Source organism: Arthrobacter sp. GQ119 (assembly GCF_059759125.1).
This window is the reverse complement of the sequence record NZ_JCAXEA010000016.1, coordinates 122576-143946: the sequence shown is the minus strand read 5'-3', so window position 1 is coordinate 143946 and position 21371 is coordinate 122576. Positions and strand designations below refer to the sequence as shown.

Sequence of the window (21371 nt, the reverse complement as noted above, 5' to 3'; positions counted from 1 at the left end):
CGGTGGTCCACATGTTCGCCCACCAGGACCCGTCATTCCACCACAGCTTGCTCTGCGGTTTGTCTGCCGTCGGAGGGTTGCTCACCCCGGAATACGTGATGCTCGGAGTGCCGACGGTGGCTGCCTGCGCCGGACCGGAGACGCCCACCAGGCCTCCCGCGGCGACGATGGACACAACGAGGAAATGGCTGAACCAGCGGAGCGTTTTTTTCATCATTTCGTAGTTCCTCTTCGGCGATGAAAGTCATCCGGACGATGAAACCAACCCGTCCGGGATCAGCTGCGGCCCAGCTTGGAGCTGAGGCTGCTGGGAAGCGTCATAAGTCCACCTCGTGGATGAAATATCTCCCATCGTGCTCCCGCTAAGTTCTGAAAACGTTGGAGTTAACATGGAGCCGCACACCTTCCCCACCCGTATTAGGGGGTCATTACCAGATTTGACGGCCGCGTCAGCCGCCGTCGTACGCCTTTTGAATCTCTGCGATGTCCAGTTTCCTCATCGAGAGCATCGCCTGCATGGCCCGCTGGGCGCCGGCGGCGTCCGGTCCGCCAAGGAGCCCGCTGAGCGCTGACGGGACAATCTGCCAGGAGACCCCGTACCTGTCCTTGAGCCACCCGCACTGGCTCTCGGCCCCGCCGTCCGTCAGGGCGTTCCAGTAGCGGTCCACTTCGTCCTGCGACGCGCAGTCAACCGAGAACGAAACGGCCTCCGTGAACGAGGAGGCAGGTCCCCCGTTCAGTGCCTGGAAATCCTGGCCCTCAATGGTGAACTCCACAAACATGACCTGCCCTTCCGGGCCGGGGCCGCCTTCGTCGAAGCGCGAAACACTGTTGATCCTGGCATTGTCAAAGACGGACACGTAGTACTCGGCCGCTTCTTCGGCCTGGTTGTCGAACCAAAGACAGGCAGTAATCTTCTGCATGGCCGTTTCCCTCTCCCGGTACTCTTCCGACGCCGGGCCAGCCGCTGCCCCCGACGCTTGCCGGCTCGAGCGTAGCCCTGCGCGGTAGCCCTGACAACGGGTCGGGCAACAGAGGGGCAACACCATGGCGGAAACGGCTAGGCTCAATGGCATGCGCCCGACGAAAAGCCCCACACGTTCGGAGCGGTCCATCCCCGCTGCGACCGCCTCCGCGGCAGCGGCTGATGCCCTGCTCATCATGGTGTTTGCAGCCATAGGCCGTGACGCCCATGCACGGGGCGACGTCATTACGGGAGTCCTGCTCACAGCGTGGCCGTTCCTCGCTGGCGCAGCAGTCACGTGGCTGCTGCTGCGGCTGTGGCGGGAACCGCTTGCGCTGTGGCCGGCCGGCGTGGCCGTATGGCTGGGCACGGTAGGCGTGGGGATGGCGCTGCGTGCGCTGACCGGGCAAACCGTGGTGCTGCCGTTCGTCATCGTCGCGCTCATCAGCCTCGCTGTGTTGCTCCTTGGCTACCGGGCTCTGGTCCTCGGGATCCTGCGGCTGCGGCGATCACGACGGCGAGGGTGATGTACTAGGCTGGCAGCACAGTATGCACCCGCCGGCACTGCCGGGGCACAACAGATCCGGAAGGGTTACCAGTGATCACCGCCTTCGTCCTGATTAAGACAGACGCCTCGCGAATCCCCGAAACTGCCGAGGAAATTTCCGCCATCCAGGGCATTAGCGAGGTCTACTCGGTTACCGGAGAATGGGACCTCATTGCGGTGGCCCGGGTGTCACAGCACGAGGAACTTGCGGATGTCATCGCGGACAGGCTGTCCAAGGTCCCGGCCGTGGTCCACACCACTACCCACATCGCCTTCCGCGCATACTCCCAGCACGACCTTGACGCCGCGTTTGCGCTGGGCTTCGAGGAGTAACAGCCGTCATCCGCCCACGAGTATCAGCTGAGCTGTTGTTTGACCGGGATGCCGTTCGCGCCCGATCCTGCCTTCCCCAGGCTCCAGTAGGCCCTTAGCTCGGATCGTTTGGGGTCCACGCCCAGATGCTGTACGAGGTGGCTGCGAAGGTTCTTGACCGTGCTGGCTTCCGCCGCCGCCCAGGCATACATCTCCTCCGAAGCCTCGCCGGCCGCATACGAACGCCGGATGGCGTCACACAGCAATTGGCCACGGCGTGCTTTCGTCGGGTTCCGGGCCAGCCAGGTGACCACTACTCCGGATTCGGTCCTGAGATCCTGGAAGTCGCTGCCATCGGGCACCTCCAGGAAGGCCCGGCCGATGGTGCCTGCGGGCAAGGCTTCGAGGATTGAGCTGACCGCCGGGACCGCCGTTTCGTCCCCAGCGAGAAGAACCTGGCGCGCGCTCTGGGGATCCCACCTAATGCCTGTTCCCGCCGGCGGCGCCGTCCTGCTGCTGATGGCGTCGGGGCCAACCAGGACGGCGGTGCTTCCTGGTTCGGCAGCCCGCGCCCAGTCAGAGGCGGGGGCGGAACACCCGTCGTAGACAGGGCGGGAGACAGGGCGGGAGTCAGGGCGGGAGACAGGGTGGGAGGCGGCATGAATGACGAAATCGACGTCGATTTCCCGCCCATCCGGGGTGCCACGGAGTGCCCGCACGGTGTAGCTGCGCAGGCAGCCGCGCCCGGGCTGGGCAATGCGGAGCCAGTCCTGGTACCACCCCTCCTGCAGTTGGCCGTCAGATGAGCCCGGACGTGACAATGTGTGTCCCGGAACAGGCAGGAGCAGTTTGATCCTCAGGTCCAGAGTGGGCCCCGGGACTCCAAACCTCTCCAGACCAGGACCGCCGAACGTGATTCGGCGGACATGGGGGGCTCAGCTGCCGGACGCGGCGGACGACGACGTCAAAAACCCGCAGTGGGCAGGTGCTGGATCCGGGACTGCTCATTTTCCGCTTCCTTTGTTTCCGCTTGGATCGAGACCAAAGCAGTGGCCGGCAGCATGCCGAGCAAGCTAATGCTGCCTCAGCTGCTGCCGACCACCGTTTTCGGTCGGGCTACGGCAGGTGGGGATCCACTCCATAGTGCTTGGCCAAGTCCGTGATGACGGCATGGGCGCCCTGGATGCTCACGGAGGCGAGGAACGTTGCGTCATCGACGGCGACGACATCGCCCTTCAGCTTCTTCCACAGCGGGTTGGACTGGAACTTCTCCTGCTGGGCCCGGGCCGTGTCGCCCTCCGGGCCGGGAGGCGTGAATGCACTCACCATGACGAGGCCGGCGTCGCCCTGGAGGATCTGCTCGGACGAAAGCGGGACGAAGATTTCCTCGGTGCTGTCCGGAGCGGCCTTGGGGCGAGGGATGCGCATGTCCGCCATGATTTCGCCAATAAACGAGTTGGACGAGTACAGCCGGGCGGTGTCTCCGCCGGTGAAGCGGACGAGCGAGTACGTCGCGTCCGGCTTCTTCTTCAGGATCTCCGCGCCAACCTTCTGAGCCCTGGCCTCGTAGGCCTTGACGAGCTCTTCGGCCTTCGCCTTCTTACCGAGTGCCTCGCCCAGGAAGACGACGTTTTCCTTCCAGGTCGGACCGGTGCTGACGGAGAAGATGGTGGGCGCGATCTTGGACAACTGCGGGTAGAGGGCCTCGTGGCGGACCTTGGCAGAAACGATGAGGTCCGGCTGCAGCTCAAGGATCTTTTCCAGGTTCGGCTCGGCCATGGTGCCCACGTTCACTGAGTCCTTCGTGGCGTCCGCAACATCGCCAAGATATGGCGCGAAGGGTGATTTCGGATCCTGACGGTACTGCACGTAGCCGACCAGGTCAGCGCCCAGCAGCAGGGCAGCGTCGATGTAGCTGGGATCCAGCGCCACGACGCGCTTGGGTGCCGCTTCGATACTGGTCTTGCCCATGGTGTGTTCCATGGTCAGGGGATAACCGGCAGACTGCGCGGCCGCCGACTGTGTGGCGTCCGACCCCGCGGGTCCGCTGGTGGCGGCCGGGGTGCCGCAGGCCGCGGTGGCGAGCAGCGCCATGCCGGCGGCCGCCGCGCTGAAATTCTTGAGGATGCGTGTTTTCACTGTTTCGCTTTCAAACGATGTGACGGGGGGTTCGACCTATTAGGCAAGGCTTACCTGTGTGTCTGCCGTAGACTGTAGCAGGCCTGCGGGAAATAGATTACAAAGACATGACTTAATGGAAGGACCGAGTGAAAACACTGGATCCGACCGACGCTTTGGCTGGGCCGGAGCTGACGGAAGCATCCCGGCGCGGACGGCGCCCGGGCAGATCAGCGGTACGCTGGCTGGCCGCATCCTTGGCCGCGATGGTTGCGGCGGCCGTCCTGAGCATTTGCATAGGCGGGCAGCCCTCGTCACTGCAGGAGGTCTGGCACGCACTGTTCACCCCGGACGGCACCGTCATGGATGTGACCGTGCGCGAGCTTCGCTGGCCGCGCACCGTCCTGGCTGTCTGTGCAGGGATCTGCCTGGGACTGGCCGGCACCCTGGTCCAGGGACACACCCGGAATCCCGTTGCGGACCCCGGTCTTTTGGGCATCAACCAGGGGGCGGCCCTGGCCATCGTTACGGCCACAGCGCTCGCCGGGGAGGCACCCGCACTGGTGCAGGCCCTGCTGGCCTTCGCCGGAGCACTGGCTGCCAGCGTCCTGGTTTTTGCCGTTGGTTCTGCTGCCCGCCACGGCGCCACCCCCGTGACCCTGGTCCTGGCCGGGGCAGCGGTGACGGCCCTGTGTTCCGGGCTGGTGGCCGGCATCGTCCTGCTCAACGACCAGGCGCTCGACACTCTCCGCTTCTGGCAGGTCGGGTCGCTGGCCGGGCACAGCGATGTGCTCGCGGTGATCTGGCCGTTCATCTGCGCCGGCACCATTCTGGCCGTGCTGAACATCCGGCCCTTGAACGCGCTGGCTCTGGGGTCAGATGCGGCTGTTTCGCTGGGGATTTCCGTGTTCAGGGCCCGAGCCGCCGGCATTGCGGCAATCACGCTGCTGGCCGGGTCAGCGGTCACGATGGCAGGGCCGATTGCCTTCGCCGGGCTGCTGGTCCCCCACATCACCCGCACCCTGACCGGACCCGACTACCGCTGGCTGATACCGCTGTCCGCCGTGACGGGAGCGACGCTGCTGCTCCTGGCCGATACCGCGGGACGCGTCATAGCCCGTCCCGGCGAACTTTCCGTGGGAGTGGTCCTCGCCGTCGTCGGAGCCCCCTTCTTCGTCCATTTGGCCCGACGCCGCAGGCTGGCAACGCTATGACGGTCCTTGAAAGCGGCCGGCGGACCGGCGCCGCCACAATCCGCGCGCTGCGCATGGGGCCGGTGTCCCTTCGGGTCAATCTCCGCCTGCTGCTGGTGGGTGCCCTGCTGGCCGCGGTGCTGGTTGCCGCGATGGCTTTGCATGTTGCCTTCGGGGGGACACCCCTGCCCTATCCCGATGTTCTCCGGGCGCTTTTCGGCGACGAGTCCAGCCCCCGGACACATCTGGCTGTCACGGAGTTCCGCGCACCACGCATGGTGGCCGCCGTACTGGTCGGCGCGTCCCTGGCCGCGGCCGGGGCCATCACCCAGACGGTGGCCCGCAATCCCCTGGCCAGCCCGGACCTGCTGGGGGTGACTGCAGGAGCGTCACTCGGCGCGGTGGCAGTCCTGGTGATCGCGGGCGGAGGACATGCAGGGCTCAGCGGGCTCGCCGCCACCGTGGGAATGCCTGCCGCGGCGTTCACAGCCGGCATCGTCAGCGGTGTCGCGGTCTACATGCTTGCCTATCGCCGGGGTTTGGACAGCTATCGGCTCGTCCTCGCAGGGCTTGGCATTTCCGGTCTTGCCGCGAGCCTCACCACCTGGATCCTGACTCTGGGCGACGTTACCAGCGCGGCACAGGCCCTGACCTGGATGACCGGCTCGCTCAACGGCAAGGACTGGACCACCGTCCAGCCGATGGCACTCAGCTCCGCGGTGCTCATCGCCGCCGCAGTCCTCAGCGGCCGGTGGCTGCTGCTGACCGGATTCGGCGAGGACACCGCCGTCGGGCTCGGCACCCGCATCGGGGCCGTGCGGCTGACGGTGCTGACCATCGCGGTGCTCCTGGCGTCCGTTGCCACGGTGACGGCGGGTCCGGTGGCCTTCGTTGCCCTGGCCAGCCCCCAGATCGCCCGGTCCCTGACCTCCGGCGTTGTTCCCCCGGTCGGAGTCTCAGCCCTGGTGGGTGCGGTGTTCGTCCTTTTGGCCGACACGATATCTGCCAACGCCCTCAGCGCCCCTTTGCCCGTCGGCGTCGCCACCGCCGTTCTGGGGGCACCGTTCCTGATCCACCTGCTCCTGAAGTACCAGCGGAGGCTGAGTTGAATATCGCCACAGAGCGGCATGAAGGGCTGCGGACTGAAAACCTCAGCCTGGGCTACGACGGTCCCAACATCATCCATGACCTGTCCCTGACAGTCCCGAATGAACGGATCACATCCATCATCGGGCCTAACGGATGCGGCAAATCCACGCTCCTCCGCGGCCTTGGCAGGCTTATTGCGCCACGCTCAGGCGAAGTGCTCCTGGACGGCGCGGCGCTGGGCAGCCGGTCCACGCGCCAGATCGCCACGAGAATCAGCATCCTGCCGCAAACGCCCACCGCGCCTTCGGGCCTGACCGTGGCAGACCTGGTCTCCCGCGGCAGGCATCCGCGGCAAAAGTGGTACCAGCAGTTCTCCCCCGAAGACCAGTCGGTTGTTGAAGAGGCGCTCCGCGCCACCGACATCACGGAACTGGCCGACACTCCGCTCGAGGATCTGTCCGGAGGCCAGCGGCAACGGGCATGGATCTCCATGACCCTGGCCCAGGAAACCGGGATACTCCTCCTCGACGAGCCCACGACCTACCTGGACCTCGCCCACCAAGTGGATGTCCTGGAACTTGTCCGCCGCTTGAACCGCCGCCACGACAGGACGGTGGTAATGGTGCTTCACGACATCTCGCTGGCAGCCCGCTACTCTGACCATATTGTTGCCATGAAGGACGGCCGCATCGTGGCGCAGGGAACGCCCGCAGAAGTGGTGACGCCGGAACTGCTGCGCGAGGTTTTTGGCCTGGAGGCCCAGGTGGTGAGCGAACCGACCGACGGGCGTCCGCACGTCATTCCCATCGGGCAGCCTTCAACCGCCCAGTCGGTGGGCACTTAGCTGTTCGAAAATAGGAGTGTAGGAATAACTCAGCCTCACCCTTGCGTGAGGCTGACCCACTTGTCCAGGACTGCGGCTGCCGCCCCCGAGTCAATGGACTCAGCGGCGCGGGCAAGCGCCTTCCCCATGCGCTCAGTCAGGGGGCCTTCGGCGTCCATGTCATAGGCCACCAGTCCGGCCGCCGCATTTAGCAGGACAGCATCGCGTGCTGGTCCGGCGGTGCCGGCCAGCACTTGGCGGACGACGGCGGCGTTCGCCTGGGCGTCTCCGCCGCGGAGTTCCTCTACCGTTGCGTGACGGATCCCGAGCTCTGCCGGCGAAAACTGCTGTTCGGTGACCCCGCCGTCGCGGATCTCCCAAACAGTCGACGGACCGGTGGTGGTCAGTTCGTCCAGGCCGTCGCTTCCGCGGAAGACGAGTCCGCGGCTGCCGCGCTTAGCCAGCACGCCGGCCACCAGCGGCGCCATCCGGGCGTTGGCCACACCAACGGCCGAAGCCTGGACCCTTGCAGGGTTGGTGAGCGGGCCGAGGAAGTTGAATGCCGTGGGTATCGCGAGCTCCCGGCGCGGCACAGCGGTATGGCGGAACGACGGATGGAACACCTGGGCGAAGCAGAACGTGATGCCGGCCTCTTCGGCATTTCGTGCAACGTCAGCAATGGAGAGATCCAGCCGGACGCCCAGCGCTTCGAGCACATCTGCCGAACCGGACGACGACGATGCGGCGCGGTTGCCGTGCTTCACCACTTTGGCGCCGGCACCGGCACAGACGAGAGCGGCCATGGTGGAGATATTAACGGTGTTCAGCTGGTCGCCGCCCGTGCCCACGATGTCGAGCTTCTCGCCGGAGATGTCGATGGGGTTGGCATGGGCAACCATGGCATCGACAAGGCCCGCGATCTCGTCCACGGTCTCGCCCTTGGCGCGCAGCGCCACAAGGAATCCGGCGATCTGGGCGGGGGTGGCCTCACCCGACATGATGGTCCCCATGGCCCAGCCCGTGCTCTCTGCCGTCAGGTCCTTACCGTCAATCAGCGTGGAGATGAGCCGCGGCCAGGTGTTACCTGCCGCCTGTGCCGATACCTGTGAAGTCACCACCCGATGCTATCGAGGTGGGGCTTCCGATGACCAATGTGAACCCCTCGGGGAACTTTTCCGCGCGATTTCGCGTCTTTGTAGAAAAAGTCCCCCGAAAAGGCGGTTTGCGTTGGGCAGGACGGAGTTTTATAGACATAATGTCTATGTGACATCTGCGACCCATGCCCCCAGTACCCCGGCGCACCCCACGCTGAACCGCCCCAATATGGTTTCCGTTGGAACCGTAGTCTGGCTGTCCAGCGAGTTGATGTTCTTCGCCGGCCTCTTCGCCATGTACTTCACCCTCCGCTCCACTTCCGGAGAGATGTGGGCTGAAGAGACGGCCAAGCTCAACTTCCCCTTTGCGCTCATTAACACGATCGTCCTCGTGGCAAGTTCCTTTACTTGCCAGATGGGCGTCTTCGCCGCAGAGCGGCTCCAGCCGCGACGCAGCGGCGGTCCGCTGCAGTTCACCCGCTGGGGCATGAACGAGTGGTTCACCCTGACGTTCCTCATGGGCGCGTTCTTCGTGGCCGGCCAGTCCACCGAGTACGCCATGCTCGTCTCCGAGCACGTGACGCTGTCGTCCAACGCCTACGGTTCGGCGTTCTACATGACCACCGGCTTCCACGGCCTGCACGTTCTCGGCGGCCTGGTCGCGTTCCTCCTCATCATGGGCCGCTCCTTCGCCGCGAAGAAGTTCGGTCACTTCGAGGCAACCTCGGCGATTGTCACCTCTTACTACTGGCACTTCGTGGACGTCGTCTGGATTGGCCTCTTCCTGGTCATCTATGTCCTCATGTAACCAAGACTTCGCTCTTGTCCCCCAAGAGACTGAAATTCAAGAAGCGGCTCCCGGAGCCGACGCACGATCAAATAAAGGAACCACCACGTGAAGGCACTCTCGCAGAAGCGACGTCACCCACTGGCAGCAATAGCCCTGCTGTTGATGGGCCTCCTCCTCACTGGTGGGCTGTATGCCGTTGCCACCACCGTCAACGAGGCCAAAGCCAGCACCACCAACTTCAGCGCCAGTGATGTCGAGGAAGGCGAAAAGCTCTTCGAAGCGAACTGCGCCACCTGCCACGGCATGGGTGCCGGCGGTACGCAGGACGGTCCGTCCCTGGTAGGCGTCGGCGCCGCTGCCGTCGACTTCCAGGTCGGCACCGGCCGCATGCCGATGCAGATGAACGGCCCCCAGGCGTACGAGAAGCCGGCCCAGTTCAACGAGCAGCAGACCCACCAGCTATCAGCCTATGTCGCCTCCCTGGGGGCCGGGCCGGCCATCCCCGAAGCAGCCCTCCTGGACGGACAGGGTGACGCAGCCAAGGGCGGCGAGCTGTTCCGCGTCAACTGCGCCATGTGCCACAACGCCGCGGCAGCAGGCGGCGCCCTGACCCGTGGCAAGTTCGCTCCGGCCCTGGCCGATACGTCGGGCAAGCACATCTACGAGGCGATGGTGACCGGTCCGCAGAACATGCCGGTCTTCAGCGACTCCAACATCACCCCCGAAGACAAGCGGGACATCATCACGTTCCTGAAGCAGATTGAGACCACGGGCTCCCCCGGAGGCGCCGACCTTGGAGCCCTCGGCCCGGTATCCGAAGGCCTTTTTGTCTGGATTGCAGGCCTGGGCGTCATCATTGCCTTCACCATCTGGCTGACGTCCCGCACGTCCTAGCACGCGCAGGGCATTCCAAAAAAACGTCCTGCTGACCGTTCAGCGGGTTTGAAATTGAACACTAACTCGGCACCGCCGAGACGAGAGAAGGATGAGGCGAATCATGGGCAACCATAGTGACGGCAGTCCGATCCACTCGGGCACCGTAGCTACGGCTGGTCAGAATGAGGTGGAGAAGTTCCAGGACCCTGGAATTCCTCCGCATCGTTTGCGCCTGGCTGACACGGACCCGAAGGCCGCAAAACGAGCAGAACGGCAGGTAGCCGTGCTGTTCGGCACGTCGGTCGTTGGCACCGTGATCTTCCTGGTGGCGTACTTCGCCATCGACCTGGGCGATGACTCCACGATCGCCACTATCAGGCTGCAGAACATGTTGCTTGGGATCGGCACAGCCTTTGCCATGCTTGGCATCGGCACGGGCATCGTGCACTGGGCCAAGGCCCTCATGCCGGACCACGAGGTCTCCGAGGAACGCCACGCCATCCGCGAAGAGGATGACCGCGCGGCAGCAGTCCGGATCGTCGACGACATCGTCGAGGAAACCGGAATCAAGCGCCGTCCGCTCATCCGCAACACCCTGCTCGGTGCTGTGGCACTTGCCCCGCTCCCCGCGCTTGCCGTCTTCGGCGACCTTGGCCCCCGCCCCGATGACAAGCTGGCCCACACACTGTGGGCACCGGAGGGCGACAAGCTCAAGCGCCTGGCGCGTGACCCCGACGGCACGCCCATCAAGGCGTCGGATGTCACTATCGGCTCCGCCTTCCACGTCATTCCGGAAGGCCTCAACGACCTCCACGAAGGCAAGCTGAACGAGAAGGCGAAGGCCGTCGTGCTGCTCATGCGCCTTGACCCGGCAAAGCTCAACCCGTCACCGGGCCGCGAAAACTGGGGTTACAACGGCATCGTTGCCTACTCCAAAATCTGCACCCACGTCGGCTGCCCTGTTGCCCTGTATGAGCAGCAGACGCACCACCTGCTGTGCCCGTGCCACCAGTCAACCTTCGACCTGACAAAGGAATGCAAGGTTATCTTCGGCCCCGCCAGCCGCCCTCTCCCCCAGCTGCCCATCGCAGTTGATGACGAGGGTTACCTGGTCGCTACCAGCGACTTCAAAGAACCCGTAGGACCAAGTTACTGGGAGCGTGATCAGCATGAGCGCAGCATCAACAGCTAAGGCCCCCGCTTATGTAGCCAACACCAAAGTCGGACGCGTTACCGACTTCGTCGATGCACGCGTCGGCGGCTCCGGAATTCTCCGCGAATTCGGACGCAAGGTGTTCCCGGACCACTGGTCGTTCATGTTCGGCGAAGTGGCGTTGTACTCCTTCGTCATCCTCCTGCTCTCCGGAACGTTCCTCACGTTCTTCTTCGACCCGTCCATGGCGGAGACGCACTACAACGGCTCGTACACACCGCTGAAGAACGTTGAAATGTCGGTGGCGTACAGCTCCTCGCTGGACATCTCCTTCGACGTCCGCGGCGGTCTCTTCATGCGCCAGGTGCACCACTGGGCGGCCCTGCTGTTCGTGGCGTCCGTCGCCGTGCACATGCTTCGCGTGTTCTTCACCGGCGCCTTCCGCAAGCCCCGTGAACTGAACTGGGTGGTGGGCGGCGTTCTGCTCATCCTGGCCATGGCTGCCGGCTTCACCGGCTACTCGCTCCCCGACGACCTGCTGTCCGGCAACGGCCTGCGCATCATTGACGGTGTCATCAAGTCCATCCCGGTCATCGGCACGTACACCTCCTTCTTCCTCTTCGGCGGGGAGTTCCCCGGTACGTTGATCATCGGCCGCCTGTATGTGCTCCACATCCTGCTGGTCCCGGCACTGATCCTCCTGATGATCGTCCTGCACCTCTTCATGGTGGTTGTGCACAAGCACACCCAGTACCCCGGTCCCGGCCGCAACGACGGCAACGTCGTCGGTTACCCGCTGGGCCCGGTTTACGCTGCCAAGGCCGGTGGATTCTTCTTCATCGTCTTCGGTGTCATCGCCCTCATGGCAGGCTTCTTCACCATCAACCCGATTTGGAACTACGGGCCCTACGACCCCTCCCCGGTTTCCGCAGGCACGCAGCCTGACTGGTACATCGGCTGGGTTGACGGTGCGCTTCGCCTCATGCCCGGTGTCATCGGCGATTTCCACTTCGAGTACGTCATCTTCGGCTACGTGCTGACCCTCAACGTCCTGTTGCCGGCCCTCGTCCCGGCCGGCCTGGTGTTCACCGTTCTGTTCATGTACCCGTGGATCGAGCGCTGGATCACCAAGGACAACCGCGAACACCACGTTCTCGACCGTCCGCGCAACGCTCCTACCCGGACCGCGATCGGCATGGCAGGGTTCACGTTCTACTGCGTCATGTGGGCGGCAGCGAGTTCCGACCTCATTGCAACGCACTTCATGGTTTCGCTGAACGACGTCACGTACTGGCTGCGGGCGCTGTTCTTCGTCGGCCCGATCATCGCCTTCGTCGTAACGAAGCGCGTCGCCCTGGCGCTGCAGCGCAAGGACCGTGAGATCGCCCTCCACGGCCGTGAAACCGGACGCATCGTGCGCCTCCCGCACGGTGAATTCATCGAGGTTCACGCTCCGCTGGACGAGTACAAGCGGTACAAGCTCGTGGGCTTCGAGTCCCCCGTTCCGCTGCCGGCCGAACCGAACGAACACGGTGTGGTGACCCGTAAGGAAAAGCGCCGCGCAGCGCTCTCCCGCTGGTTCTTCGAGGACAGGGTTGCCCCGGCAACCCCGGCCGAGCTGGAAGCCAGCCACGGCCACCACGAGGCTGTCGAAGCAGGCGCGGGGCAGAAGACCCTCAGCCACTAGGAACAGCCAACGCGGCTAGCACTGCAGAAATGCCCGGTCCCTTGGGACCGGGCATTTCTGCGTCCATGGCTGGTGGCACAAGCGGCCCCACGCGGGGAGGCACCGGCCGGCGGCCTTACGGCGCCTCGGCCGGCTCCTGGCTACTGGTTCCGGTACCCGGAGGCGTGATTGCGCGTTGGCCGTACGCCAGGCCGCTGCAGAGGCACCCAGAGCTTGTAGCGGTCGGCACGGTAGAAGGACACGGAATAGTCCACCATCGCGCGTGCAACGAAGGCGTGCCGCTGGATCTTCAGCAGCGGCGCGCCGATTTCAACATTCAACAGCCGTGCGGTGGAGGGCGAAGCGGCGGTGGCTTCGATCATGTCCTCCCCCCATTCCATCACCAGGCCGAACTGCTCGCTCAGGACGTTGTAGAGCGAGGTTGGAGGCTCCCCGTCCAGCAGCCCCGGTACACGGTGGGCCGGAATGAAGTTCTCGTCCACGCTCATCGGCTCGTTATCGGCCAGCAGCAGGCGCCGGAAACGCACCAGGGGGGTTCCCTCCTCCAGCTGGAGTTCACGCGCGAGAAAGGCACTGGCGGCTATCTGTTCGAAGCTGAGCACCCTGGCCGCCGGCACCATACCGCGGCGCTGCATTTCCTCGCTGTACGAGGTCAGTTTCACCTGCAAATCGAGCTTAGGCTTGCGGACGAACGTACCCAGGCCCACCACGCGCTCAATGACCTCTTCGCCCACCAGGGCATCAATGGCCTGGCGGACGGTCATGCGGGCGAGTCCGAATCTTTCGGCCAGGTCCCGTTCCGACGGAAGCCCCGAACCCGGCGGACAGGACGTCGCAATGTACGTCCGAAGGATTTCCCTCAGCTGAACATAGATGGGGACGCCCGACTTCCGGTCAATCTCACCAACGATGCCCGCAGCGCTAGCGGCCATGGCGGCTGGTCCTGAAAGTCATATTCACACTTCAAGAATATGCCACTTCCCCGCGAGGTCTAGACCAGCGTGCGGCGCGCGGTTGGGGTGTTCCGCAGCGATATTCTTAAGGGCGAACGATGAAGACGACGGCGTCATTCCGTCCGAATAGAGGAGTCCAGTTGCCAGTTCGCAAGGCAATCGTTTCAGCAGCCATAGGGCTGCATGCCCGCCCAGCGGCGGTTTTCGTCCGTGCTGTCACGGACACCGGTTTGCCGGTGACCATTAGGAAGGACGGCATAGACGCCGTTGACGCCAGGTCCCTGCTGGAGGTGATGACCGCCGACTTCAACTGCGGCTGCGAAGTGGAACTGGGAATCACGGAATCCGCTCTGCCGGCAGGCCGCAGCATCACCGACGCCGAAGCCGCTTTGACCGGCCTGGCCGAGCTGCTGGGGTCGCAGGCATCCCAGGAGTCTCAGGCGACTGCCTAGCATGCCAACAACCAACGACGGCGGGCCCCACCAAAATGGTGGGGCCCGCCGTCGTTGGCTGTCTGAGAGCCGAAATCTACAGCCTAGTGGGCGTGGTCGCCGCGGCTGTACTCGTAGACCCAGCCTACGAGGGTGATGATCGCCATGCCTGCGGCAATGAAGGTCATCCAGAACCCGATGGCGAGACCCAGGAAACCTGCCGCGCAGGTCAGACCGAGCATCAGGGGCCACCAGCTCCAGGGGCTGAAGTGCCCCTGCTCGCCGGCACCCTCGTGGATCTCGGCGTCGTTGCGGTCCTCAGGGCGCATGCCGACGCGCTTGCCGGTGAACCCGAGGTAGGCGCCGATCATGCCCGCAAGGCCGCCGACGAGCAGGATGCCCAGGATGCCCACCCACTCAGACCAGTCGGTGAGGAACCCGTAAATCACCGAGACCGGTACGAAGAAGAAGACTCCGGCTCCAAAAATCCAAGATTCGATCTTCACTGCGCAGTGTCCTTCTGATCGGCGTTACCGAGTACCGATGCTGCCGGTGCCGGTGACTCAACGGTGTGTGACTGGGAGAGCTCAGGGTGGTGCAGGTCCAGAGCCGGGCGTTCCGAACGGATGCGCGGCAGGGAGGTGAAGTTGTGGCGCGGCGGCGGGCAGGAAGTGGCCCACTCCAGCGATGCGCCGAAGCCCCAGGGATCGTCCACCGTGACTTTTTCGCTGTTGCGGGCGGTGATGTAGACGTTCCACAGGAACGGGATCAGCGAGGCGCCCAGCACGAACGAGGAGATCGTGGAGAACTGGTTCATCCAGGTGAAGTTGTCCTCGATCATGTAGTCCGCGTAGCGGCGCGGCATGCCTTCAACACCGAGCCAGTGCTGGATCAGGAACGTGCCGTGGAAGCCCAGGAACAGGAGCCAGAAGTGGATCTTGCCGAGGCGCTCGTTGAGCATCTTGCCCGTCCACTTCGGCCACCAGAAGTAGAAGCCGGCGAACATCGCGAACACCACGGTGCCGAACACCACGTAGTGGAAGTGCGCCACCACGAAGTACGAGTCAGAGACGTGGAAGTCCAGCGGCGGGGAGGCCAGGATGATGCCCGTGAGGCCGCCGAAGAGGAACGTGACGAGGAAGCCGATGCTCCACAGCATCGGGGTCTCGAACGTGATCGAGCCCCGCCACATGGTGCCGATCCAGTTGAAGAACTTCACGCCGGTGGGCACCGCGATGAGCATGGTCATGAATGCGAAGAACGGCAGCAGCACCGAACCGGTCACGTACATGTGGTGCGCCCACACGGTCACCGACAGGGCGGCGATGGCGATCGTCGCGTAGACCAGGCCCTTGTAGCCGAAGATCGGTTTGCGGCTGAAGACCGGGAAGATCTCAGACACGATGCCGAAGAACGGCAGCGCGATGATGTACACCTCAGGGTGGCCGAAGAACCAGAACAGGTGCTGCCACAGGACGGCACCGCCATTTTCCGGGTCAAAGATGTGGGCTCCGAAGCGGCGGTCCGCGCCAAGCGCGAACAGTGCGGCGGCCAGGGGCGGGAACGCCATCAGGACCAGGATGGCCGTGACCAGCGTGTTCCAGGTGAAGATCGGCATGCGCCACATGGTCATGCCCGGGGCACGCATGCAGATGATGGTGGTGATGAAGTTCACAGCACCGAGGATGGTGCCGAAGCCGGACAGCGCCAGGCCGAAGACCCACAGGTCACCGCCGACACCGGGGCTGAACGTCGTGTTGGACAGCGGCGCGTAGGCGAACCAGCCGAACGAGGCGGCACCCTGCGGGGTGATGAAGCCGGACACGGCAATGGTTGAACCGAAGAGGAAGAACCAGAAAGCCAGCGCGTTCAGTCGCGGGAAGGCGACGTCAGGGGCGCCGATCTGCAGCGGCATGATGACGTTCGCGAACCCGGCGAAGAGCGGGGTGGCGAACATCAGCAGCATGACCGTGCCGTGCATCGTGAACAGCTGGTTGTACTGTTCCTTGGTCTGCAGGATCTGCATGCCGGGCTCGAAAAGTTCGGCACGGATGAGCAGCGCCATCACGCCGCCAAGGCAGAAGAACACGAAGGACGCGATCAGGTACATGTACCCGATGGTCTTGTGGTCGGTGGACGTAATCCAGTTGACGACGATGCGCCCCTTGGATTTCGGTACTACGGGTGCTGCGGGAGATTCCAGGATCCCGGCGGATTGAGTGTAAGTAGCCACGTCGCTCCCCTTACTTCGTCTCGGTCAGGCTCGGGTTGCGGTCGTACTCTTCGCCGAGCAGGCCCGTGTTGCCGTCCTGGCGGAGCTGGTTCATGTGCGCCTGGAATTCGGACTCGGAAACAACCTTCACGCGGAAGAGCATTTCGGAGTGGTATTCACCGCAGAGCTCGGCGCACTTGCCGTCGTAGGTGCCTTCCTTGGTGGGCGTGAACCGGATGTAGTTGGTCTTGCCCGGGATCATGTCGCGCTTCTGCAGGAAGGCGGGAACCCAGAAGGAGTGGATGACGTCGCGGGAGTTCAGCTCCACGTCGACGGACTTGCCAACGGGCAGGTAGAGCGTGGGGAGCTTCTCCTTGTCCACTGCTTCACCGGTCAGGTGTGCCTGGACGCCGGCTTCGTGCACGTCCTCCTGGATGACCTCGCCCTTCTTGTAGTTGAAGTCCCAGGCCCACTGCTTGCCGCGGACGTCGACGACGACGTCGGCTGGCTGCGAGCGGTCATCGATGGCCTGCTGGTCGCGGTCGGTGAAGTAGAAGAACACCAGCACCATGAACAGCGGGATGGTCAGGTAGAAGACCTCGAGCGGCAGGTTGAAGCTGGTCTGCCGCGGGAATCCGACGGTTCCCTTGCGGCGCCGGTACGCGACGAGGCACCAGACGATCAAACCCCAGGTAATGATGCCCACCACGAGCGCGGCAATCCATGAGTTGACCCAGAGGTCCATGATGCGGTCGGTATTACTGGTGGTCCCACGCTCAGTGGGCAGCCACCCCTTCTCTACCACTGGCGAACATCCAGTCAAAACCAACGCGCCGGCAATTGCCAAGCCAGTGATCGTAGTGATCGTTTTGCGTCGGCTGCCGGTTCGGTTCTGCGAACTCACAGACGGCCCTTCCTACTTGTTGCTGTTGCCAGGGCGGCCTATGGCGTCCCGGGCACACTAAAGGTTTTACTACTCGGTGTAGAGCTTACCGCTCCCCGCGCGTTTTCGCCCACATGTCGGCGTCAGTGTGGCGGCGCCGGTAATTACCGGCGCCGCCACAGCTCGAGGAAGGGCAAACGGGCCCCGTTAGTGGAATGAATCACCGCAGGCGCATGAACCGCCTGCGTTGGGGTTATCGATGGTGAACCCCTGCTTGGAGATGGTGTCCTCAAAGTCAATGCTGGCGCCGCTGAGGTACGGCACGCTCATCTTGTCGACCACGACCTCGACGCCGTCGTAGTCGCGTACGGCGTCGCCCTCCAGAAGGCGCTCATCGAAGTAGAGCTGGTAAATCAGTCCCGAGCAGCCGCCCGGCTGCACGGCAACGCGAAGACGGAGGTCTGTGCGGCCTTCCTGCTCAAGGAGGCTGCGGACCTTGCCGGCGGCAACGTCTGTCAGCTGAACCTCGTGGCTCGCCAGATCGGCACTTGCCGTGCCAGTGGATTCGGAGCTGTTTTCATTGGTCGTAGTGCTCATTGGCCTACCTTCTAACGACGGTCCTGGCGGCCCCGCGTGCACGGCGCCTGCCCCTACGGAAACGGTATGGGCTATAGCTACATGCTACGTCGATAGCATGCGTAGCTCTAACTACAGGCGTAACCATGGCCGGCAACGACTTGTTCCCAGACGGACCGCCGCAGGCCTGAACGGGCGGCAGCTCCCAGCAGATGTCAGCCAAGACCCTCGCTATTAATGCGCGCGAGGAGCAGCGCCTCGGCCACAACGGCATTGCGGAAGTCCCCGATGTGGAGGGATTCATTGGCGGAGTGTGCACGGGAGTCCGGGTCCTCCACGCCCGTGACGAGGATCTGTGCGTCCGGATACAGCTCAGTCAGGTCCGATATGAACGGAATGGAGCCGCCGATGCCCATCTCTACTGCAGGCACGCCCCAGGACTCCCCCAGAGCCCACATGGCGTATTCGGCCGCAGCTGATCCCCTGTCCGTGAGATAGGCATTGCCGCTCTCCCCTGGAGTAAAAACGACCTTCGCCCCGAAGGGCGCATTGGCTTCGACGTGGCGCCGGACTGCGTCCATGGCTTCGGCGGGCACCTGGCCCGGGGCCAGGCGGAGGCTGAACTTTGCCCGGGCCCGCGGCAGCAGCGTGTTCGAGGCCATCTCAACCGCGGGCGCGTCGAAGCCGATGATGGACAGGGCCGGCTTGGTCCACATGCGGGAAGCAATCGAACCCGTGCCGGCCAGCTGCACGCCGTCGAGCACTGAAGCGTCGGCCCTGAACTCCTCCTCGGTCAGGTCCACGGTGGCTTCGTCATAGCCTTTGAGTCCGTCGATGGCCACGCTTCCTTCATCGTCATGCAGGGTGGCGATGAGACGGGACAAAAGGGTGGGGGCATCCAGCACCGGGCCGCCATACATCCCGGAGTGCACTGCATGGTCCAGGACCTGGACTTCGATGGTTCCGTCGATGAGGCCGCGGAGGCTCGTGGTGAGAGCCGGAACGCCCACCTTCCAGTTGCTGGAATCCGCCACGACAATGACGTCGGCACGGAGCAATTCCCGGTGGGTTTCCAGGAACGTGCGGAAGGTCGGCGAACCCGCTTCTTCCTCCCCTTCAAAGAACAGGGTCACGCCCAGCCCGAACTGCTCGCCGAGCACGCGCACCACGGCACCGTAGGCAGCAATGTGCGCCATGATTCCGGCTTTGTCGTCGGCGGCTCCGCGGCCGTAAAGCCGCCCATCGCGTTCGACGGCGGTGAAGGGCTCGGATTCCCACAGCGCGGGATCGCCCGGCGGCTGCACGTCGTGGTGGGCATAGAGCAGGATGGTCGGCTTGCCTTCTGCCGGTTCACGGCGGGCCACAACGGCAGGTCCGCCGGCCGTCCCGTCCACCTTGTTGCAGCGAAGAATCCGGACATCTTCGAAACCGGCGCCCTGAACCAGCGCGGAAACGGCCTCGGCGCTGCGGTCCAGCTGCGCAGGATCGAAGCTGGCCCAGGCGATGCCGGGGATGCTGACCAGGTCCTTCAGGTTGGACATGGTGGCCTCAAAGCCTGCGCTCACGGCATTCCGCAGCGCGTCCGTGTCGACGCCGGCAACCGAACTGCCCGATTGTTGCGGAGTGGCCGCTGATGGTGAAGTCATGGCCAAAACACTACCCGCGGCACAGGCCACAACATACAAGGCGCCGCAGACCCGCCATGCGAGCGTCACGGGCATATTGTCCGCGCTCCGGCATGACGGAAGGCGCGGTCCTGCAAGGTATTCTGTTTTGGTGTTTGGACGTAAAAAAGAAGCGCCAGCGGCGCAGGACGTAGTAGACCAACAGGCTGCTGATGCAGCTGCCCGGCAGCCCGGGGTCATGGGCAAGGGGGCACCCACGCCCAAGCGCAAGGCGCAGGAAGCAGCACGCAAGCGGCCTCTCGTGCCCGAGGACCGCAAGGCCTCAAAGGCGGCCGAGCGCGCCGCCGTGCAGGAGCAGCGCCTGAAAATGCGCCAGGCGCTCGATACCGGCGACGAGCGGTTCCTTCCGATCCGTGACAAGGGGCCGCAGAAGCGGTTTGCCCGAGACTATGTGGACGCTCGGTTCAGCCTCGGCGAATACCTCATGTTCGGTGCTTTGATCTTTGTGATCGTGTCCCTGGTGGTTCCGTCCTCGAGCGAACAGATGATTTATGTCCTCGGCGGTTTCTGGGTCATGTTCCTTGCAGTCTTCGTGGACGTGTTCATCCTGTCCCGGCAGCTTCGCAAGAGGCTGACTCAGAAGTTCGGCGAAGTGGAGCGCGGCACTGTCTGGTATGGCTCGATGCGTTCCCTGCAGTTCCGGAAGCTTCGCCTCCCCAAGCCGCAAGTCCGGCGCGGCCAGTTTCCGTCCTGACCCCCAGCGTTCCATTCTCCGGACCTCCTTCCGGATCCGACGCATATAAAGCAGCCCCCGGCGGTGTCTCTCTCCGCCGGGGGCTGCTTTATTCCTGCGCCGGATTCCCGCGCCGGGAGTACCCCTGCGCAGGAACCCGCAGGCTGCGTTCAGGCAGCGCGCCGGGTTTTCGCCAGACGCCTGTTGATGCGCGCCGCCCAGAACGGCCCTTCATAGAGGAACGCCGTGTATCCCTGAACGAGCGTGGCACCGGCGTCCAGGCGGTCCTGGACGTCCTGCGGCGTCTCCACTCCGCCCACGGAAACCAGCGTCAGCCGGCCGCCCGTTGCGTCCCTGAGCCGACGCAAAACCTTCAGGGAGCGGGCCTTCAAGGGAGCCCCGGACAGTCCGCCCGCCCCGCAGGCTTCAATCTTTTCGCTGTCAGACTTCAGGCCCGACCGTCCGATGGTCGTGTTCGTTGCGATGATGCCGTCCAGGCCCAGGTCGAGTGCGAGCCGGGCAACGTCGTCGATGTCCTCATCGCTGAGGTCCGGAGCGATCTTGACCAGCAGGGGCACGTGCCGGCCGGCCGCTTTGTCAGCTTCCTCCCCCACAGCCGTCAAAAGGGGCCGCAGGGTCTCCACGTTCTGCAGGAGCCGGAGGCCCGGCGTGTTGGGGGAACTCACGTTCACCACGAGGTAGTCCGCAGCCGGAGCGAGGCTGCGCGCGCTGATGAGGTAGTCCTCCACAGCGTCGTCAAGTTCCACAACCTTGCTTTTGCCGATATTCACGCCGATGAGGGGACGAACCTTGGGGTGACGCCGTTGCAGGGCAGCCCGGGCTGACTTGAGGCGCGGGGCCACGGCCGCAGCGCCGTCGTTGTTGAATCCCATCCTGTTGATGACCGCACGGTCTTCGATGAGCCTGAACAGCCGCGGCTGTTCGTTGCCCGGCTGGGCGCGGCCGGTGATGGTACCCACCTCCACGTGGCCGAAGCCGAGCTCCGAGAGGGCCTCGATGCCGTGGCCTTCCTTGTCAAAGCCGGCGGCGAGCCCGAACGGCGAGGGGAAGGTGAGCCCAAAGGCATTCGTCTGCAGGGACGCGGGCGGGGCCGTAAACCGTGCCAGCAGCCGGCCCGCCCCGGTGGCATGGGCCAGCCGGATGCCCTTGAAGCCGATTTTGTGGGCGCGTTCGGCGTCCATCCATGAAAAGGCCAGCCTGAAGAAAGTGGGATATACGCGCATGCCTCTAGTTTTCCGTCTTCGGCGGTGCAGACCAAACCGGCCACGCACGTGTCGACCACCGACGGCGC

At 64.2% G+C, this 21371-nt stretch carries 23 protein-coding genes; 11 read left to right on the top strand and 12 right to left on the bottom strand.

Annotated elements, in window-relative coordinates; genetic code table 11:
• Together AC6CH3_RS15845 and AC6CH3_RS15840 are read right to left on the bottom strand one after the other, a co-directional pair.
• Positions 1–217 (bottom strand): hypothetical protein (locus tag AC6CH3_RS15845; protein WP_498133312.1); only part of this gene is annotated, 217 nt, incomplete at its 3' end.
• Positions 218–449: 232 nt separating this feature from the next.
• Positions 450–923, bottom strand: a complete 474-nt coding sequence (locus AC6CH3_RS15840; RefSeq protein WP_498133311.1) for a VOC family protein — start codon at positions 921–923, stop codon at positions 450–452.
• A 151-nt stretch (positions 924–1074) separates the two neighbouring features.
• Between AC6CH3_RS15840 and AC6CH3_RS15835 the strand changes: the two genes are divergently transcribed.
• On the top strand, positions 1075–1491 hold the full coding sequence (locus AC6CH3_RS15835) for a DUF3054 domain-containing protein (RefSeq protein WP_498133310.1): 417 nt from the start codon (positions 1075–1077) through the stop codon (positions 1489–1491).
• Between the two features lie 71 nt (positions 1492–1562).
• Positions 1563–1844: an Lrp/AsnC family transcriptional regulator gene (locus AC6CH3_RS15830; RefSeq protein ID WP_400576250.1), complete on the top strand. Its 282-nt coding sequence runs from the start codon at positions 1563–1565 to the stop codon at positions 1842–1844.
• A gap of 23 nt (positions 1845–1867) precedes the next feature.
• Here AC6CH3_RS15830 and AC6CH3_RS15825 read toward each other — a convergent pair whose 3' ends face one another.
• Positions 1868–2719 (bottom strand): siderophore-interacting protein, encoded by an 852-nt coding sequence (locus AC6CH3_RS15825; protein WP_498133320.1) that lies wholly within the window; start codon positions 2717–2719, stop codon positions 1868–1870.
• 220 nt (positions 2720–2939) lie between these two features.
• Positions 2940–3962 (bottom strand): ABC transporter substrate-binding protein, encoded by a 1023-nt coding sequence (locus AC6CH3_RS15820; RefSeq protein ID WP_498133309.1) that lies wholly within the window; start codon positions 3960–3962, stop codon positions 2940–2942.
• A 128-nt stretch (positions 3963–4090) separates the two neighbouring features.
• Between AC6CH3_RS15820 and AC6CH3_RS15815 the strand changes: the two genes are divergently transcribed.
• From AC6CH3_RS15815 to AC6CH3_RS15805, 3 genes are read left to right on the top strand one after another with little or no spacing between them, the layout of a single operon-like run.
• A complete protein-coding gene (locus tag AC6CH3_RS15815) occupies positions 4091–5155 on the top strand; it encodes a FecCD family ABC transporter permease (protein WP_498133308.1) in 1065 nt (354 codons plus the stop codon).
• On the top strand, positions 5152–6243 hold the full coding sequence (locus AC6CH3_RS15810) for a FecCD family ABC transporter permease (protein WP_498133307.1): 1092 nt from the start codon (positions 5152–5154) through the stop codon (positions 6241–6243). The genes AC6CH3_RS15815 and AC6CH3_RS15810 overlap by 4 nt, the downstream gene beginning before the upstream one ends.
• On the top strand, positions 6240–7067 hold the full coding sequence (locus AC6CH3_RS15805; RefSeq protein WP_498133306.1) for an ABC transporter ATP-binding protein: 828 nt from the start codon (positions 6240–6242) through the stop codon (positions 7065–7067). The genes AC6CH3_RS15810 and AC6CH3_RS15805 overlap by 4 nt, the downstream gene beginning before the upstream one ends.
• Before the next feature lie 35 nt (positions 7068–7102).
• Here the strand turns inward: AC6CH3_RS15805 and trpD are convergent, their stop codons facing one another.
• The gene (gene trpD, locus AC6CH3_RS15800; RefSeq protein ID WP_498133305.1) at positions 7103–8161 is read right to left on the bottom strand and encodes an anthranilate phosphoribosyltransferase; all 1059 of its coding nucleotides are present in this window, start codon (positions 8159–8161) and stop codon (positions 7103–7105) included.
• 148 nt (positions 8162–8309) lie between these two features.
• Between trpD and ctaE the strand changes: the two genes are divergently transcribed.
• The 4 genes from ctaE (at position 8310) to qcrB (ending at position 12646) form a co-directional block, all read left to right on the top strand.
• Complete coding sequence (ctaE, locus tag AC6CH3_RS15795) at positions 8310–8948, top strand: aa3-type cytochrome oxidase subunit III (RefSeq protein ID WP_498133304.1); 639 nt, start codon at positions 8310–8312, stop codon at positions 8946–8948.
• Between the two features lie 87 nt (positions 8949–9035).
• Positions 9036–9824 (top strand): cytochrome bc1 complex diheme cytochrome c subunit, encoded by a 789-nt coding sequence (qcrC, locus tag AC6CH3_RS15790; protein WP_400576234.1) that lies wholly within the window; start codon positions 9036–9038, stop codon positions 9822–9824.
• A 103-nt stretch (positions 9825–9927) separates the two neighbouring features.
• The gene (qcrA, locus tag AC6CH3_RS15785; protein WP_498133303.1) at positions 9928–10998 is read left to right on the top strand and encodes a cytochrome bc1 complex Rieske iron-sulfur subunit; all 1071 of its coding nucleotides are present in this window, start codon (positions 9928–9930) and stop codon (positions 10996–10998) included.
• Positions 10976–12646, top strand: coding sequence for a cytochrome bc1 complex cytochrome b subunit (gene qcrB, locus AC6CH3_RS15780; RefSeq protein WP_498133302.1), 1671 nt, complete (start codon positions 10976–10978; stop codon positions 12644–12646). The genes qcrA and qcrB overlap by 23 nt, the downstream gene beginning before the upstream one ends.
• Positions 12647–12786: 140 nt before the next feature.
• Here qcrB and AC6CH3_RS15775 read toward each other — a convergent pair whose 3' ends face one another.
• A complete protein-coding gene (locus AC6CH3_RS15775; RefSeq protein WP_494036382.1) occupies positions 12787–13578 on the bottom strand; it encodes a UTRA domain-containing protein in 792 nt (263 codons plus the stop codon).
• Positions 13579–13739: 161 nt separating this feature from the next.
• Here AC6CH3_RS15775 and AC6CH3_RS15770 point away from each other — a divergent pair, with 161 nt between their 5' ends.
• Positions 13740–14051: an HPr family phosphocarrier protein gene (locus AC6CH3_RS15770; protein ID WP_498133301.1), complete on the top strand. Its 312-nt coding sequence runs from the start codon at positions 13740–13742 to the stop codon at positions 14049–14051.
• A gap of 83 nt (positions 14052–14134) precedes the next feature.
• On the opposite strand, the gene AC6CH3_RS15765 is transcribed toward AC6CH3_RS15770, so the two are convergent.
• From AC6CH3_RS15765 to AC6CH3_RS15745, 5 genes are all read right to left on the bottom strand, one after another.
• Positions 14135–14536 (bottom strand): aa3-type cytochrome oxidase subunit IV, encoded by a 402-nt coding sequence (locus AC6CH3_RS15765; protein ID WP_494036380.1) that lies wholly within the window; start codon positions 14534–14536, stop codon positions 14135–14137.
• The gene (gene ctaD / locus AC6CH3_RS15760; RefSeq protein WP_498133300.1) at positions 14533–16263 is read right to left on the bottom strand and encodes an aa3-type cytochrome oxidase subunit I; all 1731 of its coding nucleotides are present in this window, start codon (positions 16261–16263) and stop codon (positions 14533–14535) included. Before ctaD ends, AC6CH3_RS15765 begins: the two co-directional genes overlap by 4 nt.
• Before the next feature lie 10 nt (positions 16264–16273).
• A complete protein-coding gene (gene ctaC / locus AC6CH3_RS15755; protein WP_494036378.1) occupies positions 16274–17146 on the bottom strand; it encodes an aa3-type cytochrome oxidase subunit II in 873 nt (290 codons plus the stop codon).
• Positions 17147–17332: 186 nt separating this feature from the next.
• Positions 17333–17722, bottom strand: a complete 390-nt coding sequence (locus AC6CH3_RS15750) for a HesB/IscA family protein (RefSeq protein ID WP_498133299.1) — start codon at positions 17720–17722, stop codon at positions 17333–17335.
• Between the two features lie 194 nt (positions 17723–17916).
• The gene (locus AC6CH3_RS15745; RefSeq protein WP_498133298.1) at positions 17917–19347 is read right to left on the bottom strand and encodes a dipeptidase; all 1431 of its coding nucleotides are present in this window, start codon (positions 19345–19347) and stop codon (positions 17917–17919) included.
• Positions 19348–19477: 130 nt separating this feature from the next.
• Here AC6CH3_RS15745 and AC6CH3_RS15740 point away from each other — a divergent pair, with 130 nt between their 5' ends.
• Positions 19478–20080: a DUF3043 domain-containing protein gene (locus AC6CH3_RS15740; protein ID WP_494034555.1), complete on the top strand. Its 603-nt coding sequence runs from the start codon at positions 19478–19480 to the stop codon at positions 20078–20080.
• A gap of 149 nt (positions 20081–20229) precedes the next feature.
• Here the strand turns inward: AC6CH3_RS15740 and AC6CH3_RS15735 are convergent, their stop codons facing one another.
• Complete coding sequence (locus tag AC6CH3_RS15735) at positions 20230–21303, bottom strand: quinone-dependent dihydroorotate dehydrogenase (protein ID WP_498133297.1); 1074 nt, start codon at positions 21301–21303, stop codon at positions 20230–20232.
• Positions 21304–21371 lie beyond the last annotated feature (68 nt).

Bases quoted from the DNA above. Each gene is read 5' to 3' on its own strand.
- AC6CH3_RS15840 (WP_498133311.1), bottom strand. From the start codon at position 923: ATGCAGAAGATTACTGCCTGTCTTTGGTTCGACAACCAGGCCGAAGAA.
- AC6CH3_RS15835 (WP_498133310.1), top strand. From the start codon at position 1,075: ATGCGCCCGACGAAAAGCCCCACACGTTCGGAGCGGTCCATCCCCGCT.
- AC6CH3_RS15810 (WP_498133307.1), top strand. From the start codon at position 5,152: ATGACGGTCCTTGAAAGCGGCCGGCGGACCGGCGCCGCCACAATCCGC.
- qcrA (WP_498133303.1), top strand. From the start codon at position 9,928: ATGGGCAACCATAGTGACGGCAGTCCGATCCACTCGGGCACCGTAGCT.
- qcrB (WP_498133302.1), top strand. From the start codon at position 10,976: ATGAGCGCAGCATCAACAGCTAAGGCCCCCGCTTATGTAGCCAACACC.
- AC6CH3_RS15775 (WP_494036382.1), bottom strand. From the start codon at position 13,578: ATGGCCGCTAGCGCTGCGGGCATCGTTGGTGAGATTGACCGGAAGTCG.
- AC6CH3_RS15750 (WP_498133299.1), bottom strand. From the start codon at position 17,722: ATGAGCACTACGACCAATGAAAACAGCTCCGAATCCACTGGCACGGCA.
- AC6CH3_RS15745 (WP_498133298.1), bottom strand. From the start codon at position 19,347: ATGACTTCACCATCAGCGGCCACTCCGCAACAATCGGGCAGTTCGGTT.
- AC6CH3_RS15735 (WP_498133297.1), bottom strand. From the start codon at position 21,303: ATGCGCGTATATCCCACTTTCTTCAGGCTGGCCTTTTCATGGATGGAC.